This is a genomic window from Methylobacterium aquaticum (assembly GCF_016804325.1).
In the GTDB taxonomy this organism is placed as follows: domain Bacteria; phylum Pseudomonadota; class Alphaproteobacteria; order Rhizobiales; family Beijerinckiaceae; genus Methylobacterium; species Methylobacterium aquaticum_C.
Genome location: NZ_CP043627.1, coordinates 6,456,105 through 6,471,420, shown reverse-complemented (window position 1 = coordinate 6,471,420; position 15,316 = coordinate 6,456,105). Strand labels below are relative to the sequence as shown.

The window sequence follows — 15,316 nt, the reverse complement described above, 5'->3', positions numbered from 1 at the left end:
CGCCAGCGTATATCTACATCATCGCCGGCGATGGCGTTTCCAAGGTCAGTCGTCCTTAGCTGATAGCCGCTGGATCTCCGCGTCATTCGCTCGCTCGATCGCGTCGGCCATGTAGCCAACAAGGTCGCCCACGGACTCCTCAATCTCAGAATGGCTTATGCCCTGGATCTCAGCCATGGCTCGACATTGCTCGGCGCGCATCGCAGCCTCAGAGTTGTCTCCCTCCGGCTGGTAGCCCTCTGCGTGGATATGGGTGTCAATCCAGTCGTCCACAAACTGCTGAGCTTTTTGGGACATCAACGGGCCTCCTATCGAGGCTGCTATATACCCCGGCGGCTCGAAATTTCACCATCCCGCCGTTGTTGACGATCTAGGACTCCATGCTACGAATTGCGTCAGCAACTCGGGAGCGAATATGTCGGCCGACCGCTTCAGTCTCTACCTTGATCTTGAGGAAGGTCAGAGTGCCGATTTAGAAGTTGCTGCCCGCGCCTCTATTGCATTTGCAGAAACAATACGTGAAATCGCTGCGTTTATGGACCCTCTAAGCTCGGTCAGACTAGAGCTTATTGACACATCAGAGGGCAGTATATTTCTCAATCTAAAAGCAAAGCTTTTTGGCTCTGAGGAGCGAAAAGAAAGAACGTCTATTGCGCTATTTATTGCTGCAACGGTATTTATCGGCGGGGATATTGCTCACTTTGGAGTTGAAAAAGCTGTACAAGCTGCATGGGAGAGGCTTGCTGGCGCGGATGAAGCAAGGATATCGGATGAAGATAAAAAGCAAATTGCACAGGAGGCCGCAAGCTTAGTTGTTAAAACTCTCGAAGCAAAAGCTGGAGAGAAACAAGCGCAGCGCGTTTATAGAGAGCTTACGCTTGATCCGGCCGTGAAGGCCGTTGGAATTAGTAAGAGCCCTAAGGAAAAGCCGAAGAATGTTGTAGAGCGTAAAGATTTTCCATCTCGCGGCGGTCTTTCAACTCCAAAGGAGCAGACAGCAAAGAAGCGAACCCGTGTTGATATTCAGAAAGTTGTGCTAATAAGCCCAGTACTAGTCAGTGGAAAAAGGCGCTGGCGGTTCAGATCGAAAGAAGGCGAGTTTGGGGCGCCAATCAAAGACGAAAACTTTGTTGATAGCGTACTTTCAGGCCAGTTGCCAATCGTAATGAAAAGTAATGTTGAAATGACAGTCGAGGTCGAGACTACTGAGGAATTTAAGAATGGCGCTTGGGTCGTGACTCAGAAAGAGATACTTAGAATTATTGGAGTTCCTATTCAATTTCAAGGAGATCAAACCCTACTTCCGTTCAACAATTAACGCCCAACCGGTAATTACCAAAACCGCCACAGCAAGCGTGAGGGCCGCCGGGGCGCTAAAGCGATGCAACAGGACGAGCGCAAGCAGAAGCAGGCCCCCCGCACTCGCGGGTGCCAGCCAAGCTTTTGCGCGGGCAAGCCTGTTGCTCATGCCAAAAATATAGATCCTACCACTCTAGTTTTCAAGTGACAGATTGCGGCATCCGATCGCCCGCAAGCACTGAATTAGAAACACAGCCGTAAATTTGCCCCTGGCAAGCTTATTGCGAATATTTGGCTCTGTCTCTTTAACGCCAATCGCATCCAGCTTATCGACGAGTTGAGCATAGGCTACACCCTTGCGCTTCAGCTCCGCCTTGAGAATGCCCTTCACACGAGCGTCCCATGCTTCTTCGATGCCCTCTGCCATGATGCACTCCATACGCGTGTGAGTGTCATCATACGCGATGCTTTTGCCCTTTGCTACGATGCTAGAATGCCATGAAATGCGATGCATAGGCATCGGAAATGATGGCAATGGCTCAACACTTCCTCCTTTCGGCCCAGGCCCGCACCCTCTCGCTCAAGGCGATCTACAAGGGCGGCGAGGACAAGGCTTGCGCGACCTTCCGGCGCCTTCGCTGGCCCGAGACGGATGGCGAGCCCGTGTGCCCGCGCTGCGGCTGCCTGGACCACTACGACATCCCGACCCGCCGCCGCTTCAAGTGCGCTGGCTGCCGTCACCAGTACTCGGTGACGAGCGCAACGATCTTTGCCTCGCGCAAGCTCTCGTTCATGGACCTCTGCGCCGGCATCGCGATCTTCGTGAGCGCGGTGAAGGGCCTGTCCGCGCTCCAACTCGGCCGTGACCTCTCCGTCTCCTACAAGACGGTGTGGATCCTTGCGCACAAGCTGCGCGAGGCGCTGTCGGCTGAGATGAAGGGCTTCGGCCTTGAGGGCGAAGTCGAGATTGATGGCGCCTACTTCGGTGGCCACGTCCGTCCCGAGAACCGCAAGGAGGATCGCAAGGATCGTCGCCTCAAGGAGAACCAAAGCGAGGAACGCCGGGTCGTCATCGTCATGCGCCAGCGCGCCGGCCGGACCCTGACGTTCGTTGAGCGCAAGGAAGCCGCTGGCGTCGCCCTGGCGGCTCAGCACGTCGCCCCGGGCTCCAAGGTGTTCGCTGACGAGGCGAGCCACTGGGATGCCCTCCACGCCTACTTCCCCGACGCGGGCCGCATCAACCACTCTCAGGCGTATTCGGACGACGGCTGCAACACGAACCAAGCCGAGAGCTTCTTCGCCCGCCTGCGCCGCATGGTGAGCGGGCAGCACCACTTCGTTTCGGCCCGCTACCTCTACCAGTACGCCAACGAGGCGGCTTGGAAGGAGGATCACCGTCGACTCGACAACGGCAAGGCGTTCTCCCGCATCCTGCGGCTCGCCCTCGTGTCGGCGAAGTCGGAGAGCTTCCGCGGCTACTGGCAGCGCCACCGCCTGCCGAAGGGGGCGAAGTAATGGCTCTCCCTCAGGTCGTCACCACCCTTCGCGCCAAGCGGGATGAGATCGAAGCACACATCGCCGAGCTACGGCGCCAACTCGCCACGGCAGAGCAAGATTTGTCGAGCGTGACGGCGGTTCTCGCGCTCTACGATCTCTCGCCAAGCACCCAAACGCGCTTCCCTGCCTATGCTCATCTCAACCGGCTATTCGCCTATGGCGAGATGTTTGGCCTGTGCAAAACGGCACTTGTAGAAGCGGGCAAGCCGCTTACGACTCGCGAACTAGCTTTGGCGGTGATCCGGGCCAAGCGATGGGATGAGCGCGATGGTCAGCTTCGGAAGGCTGTAGCTTACAGGCTGATCCAATCCTTGACCCTTGCGGTACGGCAAGGTCGGATTGGAGATGCCGGGCGGAGGAAGAATGTCAGGGTCTGGCGGCTCCCGAGCGGGTAGACGTTCAATCTTTGTCCACCCGTTTAAACGGCACCAGTTCGGCCTGTGGTGGGCGTATTGTCCAAGGGTTTCCGGGGTCGGAAAGACCTCCAAACGCCCGCTACGGGGCTCCTAGACGCAAAATCGAGGCATTTTAGAAAAGGGGTGTTGACGGCCGCGCAGACTCCGGCAACAATAATGGTGCAACGACTAAAATGCGTTGCTCAATGGAAAAGCCGGGGTGTGGCGCCCCGGCTTCCCGTTGAAATCTGCAGAAGCCCTAGACAGGCTGCAGAGGTCTTCAAGCACCCGCATTCTATGCGGCAGAGGCCGGCTGTCAACCTGTCTGGGGTCCTCATTAAGGACCCTTAACAATGATCAATCCAAACCGCGGATCCTCCCATCGCCTCACGTTCGAGGAGGCGGTCGACGTTCACCGCCGCCTGTGGCGCGGCGAGATGTACAGCCGCATCGCGGCGACCTACGACGTCAATCAGGGTCGTATCGCGGACGTGAAGTTCGGACGCCTCCACCCGACCAGCTACGACGAGGCGGTTCGCCGCTTCGGCCTGTGAGGGTAAGGCCGATGGCAAAGACCACTCCCCGCCCGACCTCTTCGAAGGTCTCTACCCTTGCCTCTGGCGTTCTCGCAGGGCGCGTCAAGCCGACGCCTGCACAGGTGAAGACCCTGGCGGCGACTGCGCTCAGTCAGGACCAGACGAAGGGGCAGAAGCCCAAGCGGTAGCCCTATCAGGCTACGCGAGAGGCGCGCCATCGGCGCGCCTCTTTGCGTTTATACCTGCGACGAGTGATCTTTATACCGCTTTATCAACATTATTGCTTCATCTTTGAGGCCGGGTGGAAATTCATCCTCCGACATGCTCTGAAACTCGTCTAACGGCACCCATTTAACCTGTTCGTGATTAGGCGATGCTGCCGTTCCGTGGGCGTACTTACACAGAAAGCGCAGGCCAGGTATTATTGGCTCCTGTGCCGTGTCTATCGAATATACGACTGGCGGAATTTCTGTCACTACCGCAACATCTATCTGCATTTCATTTTTATAATGCCTAACAACTCCATCATCAAATTTCTCTGAATAACGCAACTGCCCTCCGCAGCCCTCCCACTTATTAGGGAACAGCCTACGCTTCGCATTGCGTTGTGCTACCAATATCTCAAGATTATTCAGAGAGCCCTTTATACATACGCCCGCGACATGAACCTCCGGGGTTTCCCTCTGATGTTCGCGTGTTTGAAATTGCTCGTATATTTCTTTAGAGACCCAGACCGGAACATTCAGGTATGGCTTGTTAAGTAGCTTGACTTGCGGATATAGCAATGTTCTATACGATTTTGGCTCAGACGTGAAGTCTTCTCTGTCTATAACGATCCCTTTGGGTCGAGCTAAATCACAAAGCCTGGCGGCTTTGTTGACATTATGGCCCAAGTAATCCGTCTTGCCATCTTTGATTTGTTTGATCACCATCCCTCTTGTAATCCCCCACCCCAGATCCATGCTGGTTGGGTTACCGTATTCTCTTGCAATATCCTTGGTCAGGCGGTGAAATTCGTTCTCGCATTTGATAGCAAGTTTACAAATTTTATCGATTTCATTTCTGATTGCTGTCTCGGTGTAATTCGGAAACTCTTTGACGAGCATAGTGCCGTCGCCAAGCGGCTTGTCATAGTACGATTTGAAATTATTTTTTATGATAGATTGAAATTTTTCTATGAGTGATAATGTGCTTTCATGCGAGTCTATTTCGCGAGACCACTGAGAGAAGCCACGAATATCAACAAACACGATGATGGCGGAAGGTCGTGGCGTTCCGTCTTGATGCTGTGCAGCCGGAGCACTCATGGCGACATCTCAAGCTTAACCGTATCGTATACAAAAGCCTAAGCGGGTAAATAAAATGCCTACGTAGCAGGTTACCAACCCGTTAAGGCCGAGACGAGGCGGCGGCATAATGGGGCCGGCTGACGCGCGAAGGCACAAAACGCACTTGCGTCGCATCCAATGACAAACGCCATCATCAGTGGTGCATCTGCTCCATAAGGCCGGGGCGGCGCGACCCTAGGTCGGCGTACCTGGCGCGGCACCAGGGCACGTAGGGCGAGGGGCCGCGCTTGTTCCAGGCGTTGGGCCACCGGTACGCCACCAGCGCCAGCAGGACGTCCTCCAGGCTCGCCCCGGGCCCGAGGCGCGCGATCAGCCGCTCGGTGTCGTAGGAGCCCCGCCGCTCCCGGCACCAGGGGCAGACGATGACGACCCGCCGGTACGGGAACGCCCCCAGCGTCCGCGGCGCCTCCATCCGTCCCTCCCCTTCCGACCGGCCGGGGCGTCCGTTGAACGGCGCGGTCCGTTCCCTATCTGTTCTCAAGAGGGAGAGGGTCAATGCTCGGGTACGACGACATTGCGGCCGCGGCCGCCGGCGAGGAGCGGGACGCCCTGTGGCGGTCCCTGGCGGAGGAGATGGAGGCGGCCGCCGCGGCGCGCCGGGATGGGCCCGGGTTCGTCAGGGCCTCGACGCCGGCCGACCTGGCGCGGGCGCTGGGGCGAGACCGGCGGGAGCGGCGGGCCAGGTTATCCACAGGAACCCCGCGGCGGGGCGACCCGGGTCGCCGGCAAGCCTAGCGGGAGGGGGGTGGCGACCCAGAACCGACCCAGTGGGTCGTGGCCCAAATGAAAGAGCCCCGGCGTCCTTGTCCGAGGCTCTGGCCTAAGTCGCTGATTGTATTTGGTCGAACCCTGGTCTGGTTCGTTGGTTTTTGGTAGCGGAGGAGGGATTTGAACCCCAGACACAAGGATTATGATTCCTCTTATCTATGCTCCCCGCCCCAGTTCCGCCCCGGTTCGCGAGGTTGCAGGAAGGCGCCAGCGACGACGTCGCCGACGTAGATCACCACCGCGGCCTCCCCCGTGTAGCGCGTTGCCGGCGCCGGTCCCTCGAAGCGGGCATGGTGGCGGCAGGCCGCGCACCGGCCGGCGGGGTCCTCGCGGCGGAATCCCCGCACATCGTCGGGGACGGCATGCGGCCGCGTACCGGAGAGCGAGGTCAGGGTGAGGTAGGCGTTGGCGGGGATGGCGGCCTCCGAAGGGTGACCACGTATCCTTCGTGCGAGGGTGCCGGAGTTCGACACAGGAAAGTTCGAGGAGCCGCCCCAGGCCGAATCAGGCGAGCCGTGGGCCAGGCCTGAAACTGGTATCATGCTGGTATCAGACCAAAATCTGATACCAGAACGGCCTCGAAAGCGCCTGAGGAAATCCTCGTAACCGCCTGATGGCGAAGCGCAAAAGGATTGGAGCGGGCGATCGGGATCGAACCGACGACATTCAGCTTGGGAAGCTGACGTTCTACCACTGAACTACGCCCGCGGTGGTCATCGTCATACGGGCTCGCCCCCGCGCTGTCCACCCCGAAATGCCGGTCTGAAGGGTCGTCGCCACCGCCTCGCAACCGGCCTTCCGGGTCAGCGCTCCATGCGCTGGGACTGGGGGGCGTTGGGGTCGCCGCCGCCGGCGCCGAAGAGCTTGCGCAGGAAGCCCGGGGCGATCGCCGAGAGCGGGTTGACGCTGATGTTGGGGGCGCTCATCGCGCCAGCGACCCGGAAGTTGATGCCGAACAGGCCCTCGTTGTGGCCGCCGCCCAGCAACGGCCCGAAGATCGGCACGTGGGAGACCACGTTGTTGAGGCCGTAGAGCGGCACGAAGGTGCCGGAGATGTCGGTGCGGTCCTTGGCGGTGTCGATCCAGCCGCCGAGGGTGAAGCCCAGGGCCGGGCCGGAGATCGCGGCCTCCGAGAAGGCGATGCGGGTGCCGGTGCGCTGGAAGGCGGCGCGCAGGCGGTCGAAGCCGACGTCGTTGGCGTCGCTGCGGCGGTCCTCGGTCTCGCCCTGGGCCATGATCCGCCCGAGCGCTGGCTCGTTGCGCAGGGCGAAGGACTTGACCTGCACCAGGCCCGATTGCGGCCCGTCGTTCAGGCCCATCTGCAGCGACAGGAACCCGCCCTGCATGCGCTTGTAGATGTCGAGGAAGCGCAAGGCCGCGCCGGCATCGCTGGTCTCGGCGTTCAGCACCGGCGGGCTGGACCGGTCGGGCTTGGCCACCTCCAGGCTCACCCCGGCCGAGCGCAGGCGGCCCTGGATCCGGGCCTGGCGCACGTCGTCGCCGCGCAACGACAGCTTCAGGCTGGCGTTGGTCATCGCCTCTTCGTTGAAGCCGGTCAGGATCGCGAAGCTGAGGTCGGCCTCGATGTCGCGGGCGGCGGCGTCCTTGCCGCCCTTCTTCGGCGGCGCGGTGAGCGCGCGCAGGAAGGGCCTGGCATCGGCGACGCCGCCCTTGGCGCTGATCCGGTAGCCGGTGCCGGTGCGCTCGACCTGGGCGCGGATGTCGTCGCCGGGCGAGAGCTTGAGGCTGGAGAGGTCGGCCCGCTCGAACCCCCCGTCGGCATTGAGCGAGGCGCTGCCGCGCAGCTGCACCGGGCCGGATTCGAGGGCGATGTCCCGCAGCTCGCTGCCCTGGCCGGTCTCGGTGAGCGAGAGCGTCAGGCGGCCCGGCCGGCCGGCGGCCTTGGTCCAGCCCGGCAGGAGGCCGTCGATGCTCGCCCGGCTCAGGTCGGCCTCGATCCGGATCGGGGTCTTGCCCGGGCGGCCGAACGGCACGACGAAGCGGGCATTCACCGGGCCGGCGAGGTGCGGCGCCGTGGGCAGGCCTTTGCGGGCGCGGGCCGCGTCGTCGAGGGCCATGGTCACCAGGGCCTCGCCCGGCGCCCCGGCCTTCGGCTGGTGCAGGTCGACGGTCAGCGGGGCGCCGGCGAGCCGGCCGTCGCCCTTGAGGCTGAAGCCGCTGCGGTCGTAGGCCAGCGCGAAGCGGCCGTTCTCGAGCTTCTCCTTGCCGACCAGGCGCTCGGCCGCGATGTCGGTCAGCGTCCCGCTCATCACCACCGGCAGGTCGGCGATGTCGGGCACCGCCTCGAGGGAGAGCGGGAAGTCGATGCGCAGGTCGGCCTGGCCGCGCAAGGTCGCCGGATCGAGCTCGGTGCCGGACAGGGAGCGGAACAGCTTGGCCTGCATGAGCGAGGCCAGGGCATCGGCACCGCCGGCGAGGCGGAGCCCGATCTGCGCCGTCACGGCGTTCGGCACCGCGTCCTTGATGACGAAGGAGCCGTCCTGGAGCGCGAGCGCCCGCCCGTCCGGCATCCGGATCTCGGCATTGGCGCCCCGGATGGTGGTGTTGCGCCCGGTGACGAGCCCCGAGACCCGGCCGCGGGAGAGCGGCGGCGCGTCGTTGGAGATGGTGAGCCCGCCCTCGCTGACCCCGAAGGCGATCCGCACCGCGTGGTCGGGCATCGGCTCGCCGCGGGCGGCGGCGGCGAACTCGGCCATGCTCATGTCGACCAGGATGTCGAGGCTGTCGAGCCGACCGGCGCGCAGGTTGTCGACGAGGTAGGTGCGGATCGGCGGCGCGACGTTCTCGGGCCAGAGCCGCAGGGCCGCGCGGCCGTCGGTGCGGTCGGCGGCGATGCGTAAGGTCAGGCCGCCCTCGTCGGCCCGCGTGCCGAGGGTGCCGCTCAGCGTGCCGTGAACGGCGTCGCCCGACAGGGTGAGCGCGTCGACCTGCACGCCGTCGTCGCGGCCGGAGAGGCGGGCCTCGACCTTGCCGATCTTGACGGGCGCGTCGCCGGGCGCGGCACCGCGCAGGGTCGCCTCCGTTCCCGTGAAGGCCGCCGTCCAGCGCGGACCGGCGCCGTCCGGCCCGGCCACCCATTCGCCGGAGAGTCGCACGCGGTTGCCGGCGCCGCGGTAATCGAGGGCATCGACCTTCAGGGCGCGGCGCGCCTCGTCCCAGGTGGCGTCGACCGTCACCGCCTCGATCGTGACCGGGTTGAAGTCCTTCTCCTCGATTAGGAGATTGCCTTCGCTGGTGGCGAGCCGCATCGTCATGCCGTCGAGGCGCGCTCCGTGCATCGCCACCTGGGCACGGCCGGAGAGCTTCAGGTCGGTGGTGAGCGGCAGGCGCGACTGGCCGGAGAGCAGCAGCAGGTCGGAGACCGGCAGGTCGTCGAGGGTGAGCACGCCGTGGCGGCCGCCATCCGCCGCCTCTTCGACGTCGCCGCCGAAGCGCCAGGGCCCGTGCGGGCCGACGATGCGCATCTCGAACACCCGGGCCGGCCGGCCGGCGTCGCGGTTGAACAGCCCGTCGACCCGCGGGAAGACGACGCGCTCGGCGCCCGATTCGTCGAGGAGCGTCAGGCGGGCATTGGTCAGGCGGGCCCGGTCGAGGCTGCCGATCACGCCCGACGGATCGAGCACCAGGCTCAGGATCGACGCCACGGTGGCCGAGACCGGCGAGACGGTGCCGCGGGCGGCCACCACCGCGGGCGGCGTATGGGGCTTGGCGTCGGCCGGGTCGTTCGAGGCCGCGAAGGCGATCGAGCCGTCGTGATGCAGGAGCGCCCGCAATTGCAGGTCGCGGAACTCGACCGAGCGGGCCTGGACCGACAGGCCGAGGAGCGACCACAGGTCGATGGCGACGACCGCGAGCGGCGCGCGCACCACGAGGTCGCCCTCCGGGTTGCGGATGTCGAGGCCGGCGGTGCGAAGCGCCAGCGCCCCGTCCCGGTCGATCTCGATGGCGCTGTCGTGCAGGCTCACGCTCCAGCCGGGGCCGAGCCGCTCGGCGATGCCCGCCGCCACCCGGGGCTCGAGCCAGGAAAAGCTCATCGGGCCGCTCGCGAGGCGCAGATAGGCGAGGCCGAGGCCGATTCCGAGCAGGATGACGGCGGCGAGCTTGAGCAAGAGGACGCCGCGGATACAGGTCCGCAACAGCGAGCGGGGCGCCGCCTTGATGCGCGTGACGCAGGGAACCTCGCGGTCCGGGGGCGGGACGGGGTCTGGTCCTGGTATCGCTCGGCCTGTCGTCACGCGTGCGTCGCCACTCCGGGCGCCCGCTGTCCGAGCGCCGCCATTTGATGAGGCCTCTTGCCTCCCGAGCGCGGGGATCGCGCTCCGAGGCCCGAGGCCGCCGCCGATGATTGCCCGCTCCGGTGACCGGAGGGTAACGTTCTGCCGCTTATCCGTCGGGCGGCGCGCCGGGCCGGCCCCTCGCCCGCGGCCCCAAACCTGCCCGCCTCCCCTAGAGGCACACCATCAATCGGCCGAAAGGAAGGCACGATGGCGCTGAACCCGGGCGATCCCGCCCCCGATTTCTCCCTGCCGGCGACCGGCGGCGAGACCCTGAGCCTCGCCGGCCTGAAAGGACGCAAGACCGTCCTGTATTTCTACCCGAAGGACGATACCAGCGGATGCACCCTGGAGGCGCAGGCCTTCAACGGGCTGCGCGACGCCTTCGCCGAGGCCGGGACCGTGGTGATCGGCGTCTCGCCGGACCCGATGAAGAGCCACGACAAGTTCCGCGAGAAATACGGCCTGGAATTTCCCCTCGCTTCCGACGAGACGAAGGCGATGCTCGAGGCCTACGGCGTCTGGGTCGAGAAGAGCATGTACGGCCGCAAGTACATGGGCGTCGAGCGCACGACGTTCCTGCTCGACCGCGACGGCACGATCGCCAAGGTGTGGCAGAAGGTGAAGGTGCCGGGCCATGCCGACGCGGTGCTGGCGGCGGCGAAGGCGCTGTGAGGCGGGTGATCCGCGTGGGGGCTCGCGTTTGTGAGTAGAGCGATACTCCCCTCTCCAGGCGATGCCGGCTTGCCCGGTATCGCTGCAAGGTGTGGGAGAGGGATCGGGGGTGAGGGTGACACGCTTCAGTGTAGAGCACTGGGCGTGGTGCTGGCAGCGTAACGAACTGAGCTTCACACTGAAGCGCGCCACCCTCACCCCTACCCCTCTCCCACACGGGAGAGGGGATCCCGCGACTGATCAATCACTGGAATCTGATTTTCCGCCCCCGGAGGACGTTGCGCGAACACCGGCGAGACACTGCCGCCGGGCACCGATTCGTCTTCGTCCTTGAAACATCCTTAACCTTAACCCGCGACGGTTCCGGTCAGGTTACGGACCGTCTCGATGCTCCCATCCCGCCTCTCGTCCCTCGTCGCCCCCCTCGCACGGCCGGCAATCCGCCCGGGCCGGGTCTGGGTGGTGCGACGCCGGACCCTGGTGCTCGGTGCCCTCGCCTTCGCGGCGCTGTCCCTGTGGGCGAGCGCGGCGACGTGGTTCATCGTCTTCCGCGACGAGGCGCTGGCGCGGTTCATGGAGCGCCAGGGGGCGATGCAATACGCCTACGAGGAGCGGATCAGCGCCCTGCGGGCCCGGCTCGACCGGGTGGCGACTCAGAAGCTCCTCGAGCAGGACGGGGTCGAGACGCGGCTGGCCGACCTCGCCGGCCGGCAGGTGGCGCTGGAGAGCCGGCAGGCGATGCTGATGGGGCTGGCCGAGCAGGCCGGCGGCGCTGCGGGCGGTATGGGCGAGGACGGCGTCGGAGGGTCGGTCGCCTCCTGGCCGGCCAGGGAAACCCGGGTGATGCCGTACGCCCCACTGCCCGCGCCTCCCCCACTCCCCATGCCGACGCCCGAGGCGCTCGGCCTGCGGACGGAGGCTGACGGTCCTGCGCCGGCGACCGCCCCCTCCCCCGGGGTCTCCCTCCGGATGGCGACCCTGGAACACGCCCTCGACGGGCTGGAGGCGCGCCAGAGCCAGGCGGTCGGCCGGCTCGCCGCGGGCAGCCGCAGCGAGGCGGCGCGCCTGCGGATGGTGGTGGCCGAGACCGGGCTCGATGCGCGGCGCTTCGCCGCGTCCCGTGGCGGCGGCATCGGCGGCCCGCTGGTACCGGCCGGGTCGGGCCCGTTCGAGACCGCGGTTCTGCAGGCCGAGCGCGATCTCGGCGAGCGCAACAGTTTGAGGAAGATCGTCGGCGCGATGCCGCTACGGCGCCCGATGGCGAGCGATGGCGGGCTGTCCAGCACCTTCGGCTACCGGTCCGACCCGTTCACCCGCGGCCTCGCCCTCCATACCGGCATCGACCTGCGCGGCGAGTACGGCGCCCCGGCCCGGGCCACCGCCGCCGGCACGGTGACGCAGGCGGATTACGCGGGCGGCTACGGCAACATGGTCGAGGTCGATCACGGTCACGGCCTCGTCACCCGCTACGCCCATCTGTCGGCGATCACGGTGGCGCCCGGCCAGAGCGTGGCGGCGGGGCAGATGGTCGGCCGGGTCGGCTCCACCGGCCGCTCCACCGGCACCCACCTGCATTACGAGACCCGGATCGACGGCGAGCCGGTCGATCCCCAGCGCTTCCTGCGGGCGGGGGCCCGGCTGGCGTCACGCTGACCGCGAGGTCCGTTTGAGCGGGTTGGCTTATTAGCCGCCGACAGCAAGTGCGAGAATTACCGACCCACCCGCCTCATCCTGAGAGCCATGCCTTTTAAGGTGCCAAATACTTGGATGATCTGCAAAAATTCATTATCGCGCAGCCAAGCTTGATGGTGCGCCCGGGGACCGAAAGTGCTCCCGATACCAGAACGCCGATCGAGAGAAGATGGCGTGTCGACATCGGATAAAATAAAGATCATTCACAATAAAAGCCACCTAAAAGGCCTGATCCTGAGAGCCTGTTTAAGTGTGATTTCTACCCAATATTTGAGGCAGACGAAATCATCCTACCCGCCAACCTCATCCTGAGGTGCGAACGAAGTGAGCCTCGAAGGAGGGCTCCAGGGATCGCCGAGGCTTCTGGAGCCCTCCTTCGAGGTCAGTCGATCTGCGATCGCGTGCGATCTCTGATCGCCAACACCTCAGGATGAGGTGGAAGGGTAGGATATCTCCTGATTTTTCTCAGTTTTCGTCAAATCACGCTGCTCAAACAGGCTCTGAGGTCAGGCGATCAGAGATCGCACGCGATCGAAGATCGACTGACCTCGAAGCAGGGCTCCGGAGGCCTCGGCGATCCCTGGAGCCCTCCTTCGAGGCTCCTTTCAGTCGCACCTCAGGATGAGGTGAAGGATAGGATACGTCGTGCTATCCGCCGCTTTCCCCAGTCGAAATCATAAAAACAGGCTATTCGCGAAAGCCTTAACCGCCGACCGTCTCGACCGGGGCATCGACCGCCGCCGGGACGGACGCGGCGCCGGCCAGATCGGCATCGCGCCGGCTCTCCTGCTCGGCCCGCAATTCGCGCTCGGCGAGGAGCCAGAACTGGATCTCGTAGCCGTCCGGGCGGTGGTTGCGCTCCCAGATGTCGTAGGCGCGGGCCCGGATCGCCGCCAGGGGTATCTCACGCATCACCGATGACCTCTCCCAGGCCGGCCCATCCACTGCCGGGGCCGGCTCGTTGGGGTCCCTATACCGTGGGTCGGTATCGATGTCGCGACGGAACGGCAGCGCTGAGAGCGACTTCGCGCCCCAGCGCTAACCTATGTTGGTCCGGTCGCCGACCGTCAGACCAGCCGGCTCTGCTCGATCGCCGCGGCGACGAAGCTCTGGAACAGCGGGTGGGGCTCGAACGGGCGCGACTTCAGCTCGGGGTGGAACTGCACGCCGATGAACCAGGGATGGCCTACCACCTCGACGGTCTCCGGCAGCAGCCCGTCCGGCGACAGGCCGGCAAAGCGCATCCCCTTGGCCTCCAGCCGCTCGCGATAGGCCATGTTGACCTCGTAGCGGTGGCGGTGGCGCTCGGCGATGCGGGTGCCGCCGTAGATCTTGGCGATCTGCGAATCCGGCTCCAGGGCCGCCGTGTAGGAGCCGAGCCGCATCGTGCCGCCGAGGTCGCCCTCGGCGATGCGGCGTTCCAGCTCGTTGCCGCGCATCCACTCGGTGAGAAGACCCACCACCGGCTCCGACGTCGGGCCGAACTCGGTCGAATTGGCGTCGGCGATGCCGGCGAGCGAGCGGGCCGCCTCGACCACCGCCATCTGCATGCCGAAGCAGATGCCGAGATACGGGATCTTGCGCTCGCGGGCGTAGCGGGCGGCGCGGATCTTTCCTTCCGCCCCGCGCTGGCCGAAGCCGCCGGGCACTAGGATGCCGTTGAGGCCTTCCAGGAACGGGCCCGGATCCTCGCGCTCGAACACCTCGGACTCGATCCACTCCAGGTTGACCTTGACCCGGTTGGCGATGCCGCCGTGGCTCAGCGCCTCGATCAGCGACTTGTAGGCGTCCTTGAGGCCCGTGTACTTGCCGACGATGGCGATCGAGACCTCGCCCTCCGGGCTCTTGATCCGGCCGACGATGTCGTGCCAGCGGTCGAGCTTCGGCTCGGGTCCGGTCTCGAGGCCGAAATGCGCCAGCACCTCGCGGTCCAGGCCCTCTTCCTTGTAGGAGAGCGGCACCTCGTAGATCGTGCCGACGTCCCGGGCCTCGATGACGGCCGATTCGCGCACGTTGCAGAACTGGGCGAGCTTGCGGCGCTCCTCGCGCGGGATCGCGCGGTCGCAGCGGCAGAGCAGGATGTCGGGCTGGATGCCGATCGAGCGGAGTTCGGCCACCGAGTGCTGGGTCGGCTTGGTCTTCAGCTCGCCGGCCGACGGGATGTAGGGCAGGAGTGTCAGGTGGACGTAGGCGCAGGTGCCGCGGGGCAGTTCCTGGCCGAGCTGGCGGATCGCCTCGAAGAACGGCAGGCCCTCGATGTCGCCGACGGTGCCGCCGATCTCGACCAGCACGAAGTCGTAGGCGTCGTTGCCGTCGAGGACGAATTCCTTGATGGCGTTGGTGACGTGCGGGATCACCTGGATGGTGGCGCCGAGATAGTCGCCCCGGCGCTCCTTGGTGATGATGTCGAGGTAGATCCGGCCGGTCGTGATGTTGTCGGCCCGCGTCGCCGGCACGCCGGTGAAGCGCTCGTAATGGCCGAGATCGAGATCGGTCTCGGCGCCGTCGTCGGTGACGAAGACCTCGCCGTGCTGCGTCGGGCTCATCGTGCCCGGATCGACGTTGAGGTAGGGGTCCAGCTTGCGCAGGCGGACCTTGTAGCCGCGGGCCTGGAGCAGGGCCGCGAGGGCGGCGGAAGCGAGGCCTTTGCCGAGCGAGGAGACCACGCCGCCGGTGATGAAAACATACCGCGTCATGGGACTTGCTCCATACACAGGCGTGGCCGGGTTGCCAAACGCCGCCAGCTCAAC

15 protein-coding genes and 1 tRNA gene are annotated in these 15,316 nt (G+C 64.7%); 7 read left to right on the top strand and 9 right to left on the bottom strand.

Features of this window, described 5'->3' with window-relative positions; all coding sequences use genetic code 11:
* Positions 1–45: 45 nt before the first annotated feature.
* Positions 46–297 carry a DUF768 domain-containing protein gene (locus tag F1D61_RS29815; protein WP_060847132.1) on the bottom strand — a complete coding sequence of 84 codons (252 nt, stop codon included), beginning with the start codon at positions 295–297 and terminating at the stop codon, positions 46–48.
* 118 nt (positions 298–415) lie between these two features.
* Here F1D61_RS29815 and F1D61_RS29810 point away from each other — a divergent pair, with 118 nt between their 5' ends.
* Complete coding sequence (locus F1D61_RS29810) at positions 416–1,318, top strand: hypothetical protein (protein ID WP_145984635.1); 903 nt, start codon at positions 416–418, stop codon at positions 1,316–1,318.
* Between the two features lie 174 nt (positions 1,319–1,492).
* Here the strand turns inward: F1D61_RS29810 and F1D61_RS29805 are convergent, their stop codons facing one another.
* On the bottom strand, positions 1,493–1,726 hold the full coding sequence (locus F1D61_RS29805; protein ID WP_082742776.1) for a DUF6471 domain-containing protein: 234 nt from the start codon (positions 1,724–1,726) through the stop codon (positions 1,493–1,495).
* Positions 1,727–1,833: 107 nt separating this feature from the next.
* Between F1D61_RS29805 and F1D61_RS29800 the strand changes: the two genes are divergently transcribed.
* The 3 genes from F1D61_RS29800 (at position 1,834) to F1D61_RS29790 (ending at position 3,805) form a co-directional block, all read left to right on the top strand.
* Positions 1,834–2,814, top strand: a complete 981-nt coding sequence (locus F1D61_RS29800) for an IS1595 family transposase (protein ID WP_060847131.1) — start codon at positions 1,834–1,836, stop codon at positions 2,812–2,814.
* Entirely contained in the window at positions 2,814–3,251 is a 438-nt protein-coding gene (locus tag F1D61_RS29795; RefSeq protein WP_145984634.1) for a hypothetical protein, read from the top strand. The genes F1D61_RS29800 and F1D61_RS29795 overlap by 1 nt, the downstream gene beginning before the upstream one ends.
* A 353-nt stretch (positions 3,252–3,604) precedes the next feature.
* The gene (locus F1D61_RS29790; RefSeq protein WP_060847130.1) at positions 3,605–3,805 is read left to right on the top strand and encodes a hypothetical protein; all 201 of its coding nucleotides are present in this window, start codon (positions 3,605–3,607) and stop codon (positions 3,803–3,805) included.
* A 218-nt stretch (positions 3,806–4,023) separates the two neighbouring features.
* Here F1D61_RS29790 and F1D61_RS29785 read toward each other — a convergent pair whose 3' ends face one another.
* Both F1D61_RS29785 and F1D61_RS29780 read right to left on the bottom strand, forming a co-directional pair.
* Positions 4,024–5,094 (bottom strand): NUDIX domain-containing protein, encoded by a 1,071-nt coding sequence (locus F1D61_RS29785; RefSeq protein ID WP_082742500.1) that lies wholly within the window; start codon positions 5,092–5,094, stop codon positions 4,024–4,026.
* 175 nt (positions 5,095–5,269) lie between these two features.
* Entirely contained in the window at positions 5,270–5,548 is a 279-nt protein-coding gene (locus F1D61_RS29780; RefSeq protein ID WP_060847129.1) for a hypothetical protein, read from the bottom strand.
* Positions 5,549–5,631: 83 nt separating this feature from the next.
* Between F1D61_RS29780 and F1D61_RS29775 the strand changes: the two genes are divergently transcribed.
* Complete coding sequence (locus F1D61_RS29775) at positions 5,632–5,871, top strand: hypothetical protein (protein ID WP_060847128.1); 240 nt, start codon at positions 5,632–5,634, stop codon at positions 5,869–5,871.
* Positions 5,872–6,056: 185 nt separating this feature from the next.
* Here F1D61_RS29775 and F1D61_RS29770 read toward each other — a convergent pair whose 3' ends face one another.
* The 3 genes from F1D61_RS29770 to F1D61_RS29760 form a co-directional block, all read right to left on the bottom strand.
* Positions 6,057–6,446 carry a hypothetical protein gene (locus tag F1D61_RS29770; RefSeq protein WP_145984633.1) on the bottom strand — a complete coding sequence of 130 codons (390 nt, stop codon included), beginning with the start codon at positions 6,444–6,446 and terminating at the stop codon, positions 6,057–6,059.
* Positions 6,447–6,537: 91 nt separating this feature from the next.
* Positions 6,538–6,612: transfer RNA gene (locus F1D61_RS29765), tRNA-Gly, on the bottom strand.
* 95 nt (positions 6,613–6,707) lie between these two features.
* Complete coding sequence (locus tag F1D61_RS29760) at positions 6,708–10,061, bottom strand: DUF3971 domain-containing protein (RefSeq protein WP_246775609.1); 3,354 nt, start codon at positions 10,059–10,061, stop codon at positions 6,708–6,710.
* Positions 10,062–10,409: 348 nt separating this feature from the next.
* Between F1D61_RS29760 and F1D61_RS29755 the strand changes: the two genes are divergently transcribed.
* A complete protein-coding gene (locus F1D61_RS29755; RefSeq protein WP_203155626.1) occupies positions 10,410–10,874 on the top strand; it encodes a peroxiredoxin in 465 nt (154 codons plus the stop codon).
* A 387-nt stretch (positions 10,875–11,261) separates the two neighbouring features.
* Positions 11,262–12,527: a M23 family metallopeptidase gene (locus F1D61_RS34880; protein ID WP_203155625.1), complete on the top strand. Its 1,266-nt coding sequence runs from the start codon at positions 11,262–11,264 to the stop codon at positions 12,525–12,527.
* Positions 12,528–13,268: 741 nt separating this feature from the next.
* On the opposite strand, the gene F1D61_RS29745 is transcribed toward F1D61_RS34880, so the two are convergent.
* Complete coding sequence (locus tag F1D61_RS29745) at positions 13,269–13,478, bottom strand: DUF2934 domain-containing protein (RefSeq protein ID WP_203155624.1); 210 nt, start codon at positions 13,476–13,478, stop codon at positions 13,269–13,271.
* A 155-nt stretch (positions 13,479–13,633) separates the two neighbouring features.
* On the bottom strand, positions 13,634–15,262 hold the full coding sequence (locus tag F1D61_RS29740; RefSeq protein ID WP_203155623.1) for a CTP synthase: 1,629 nt from the start codon (positions 15,260–15,262) through the stop codon (positions 13,634–13,636).
* Positions 15,263–15,316: the final 54 nt, after the last annotated feature.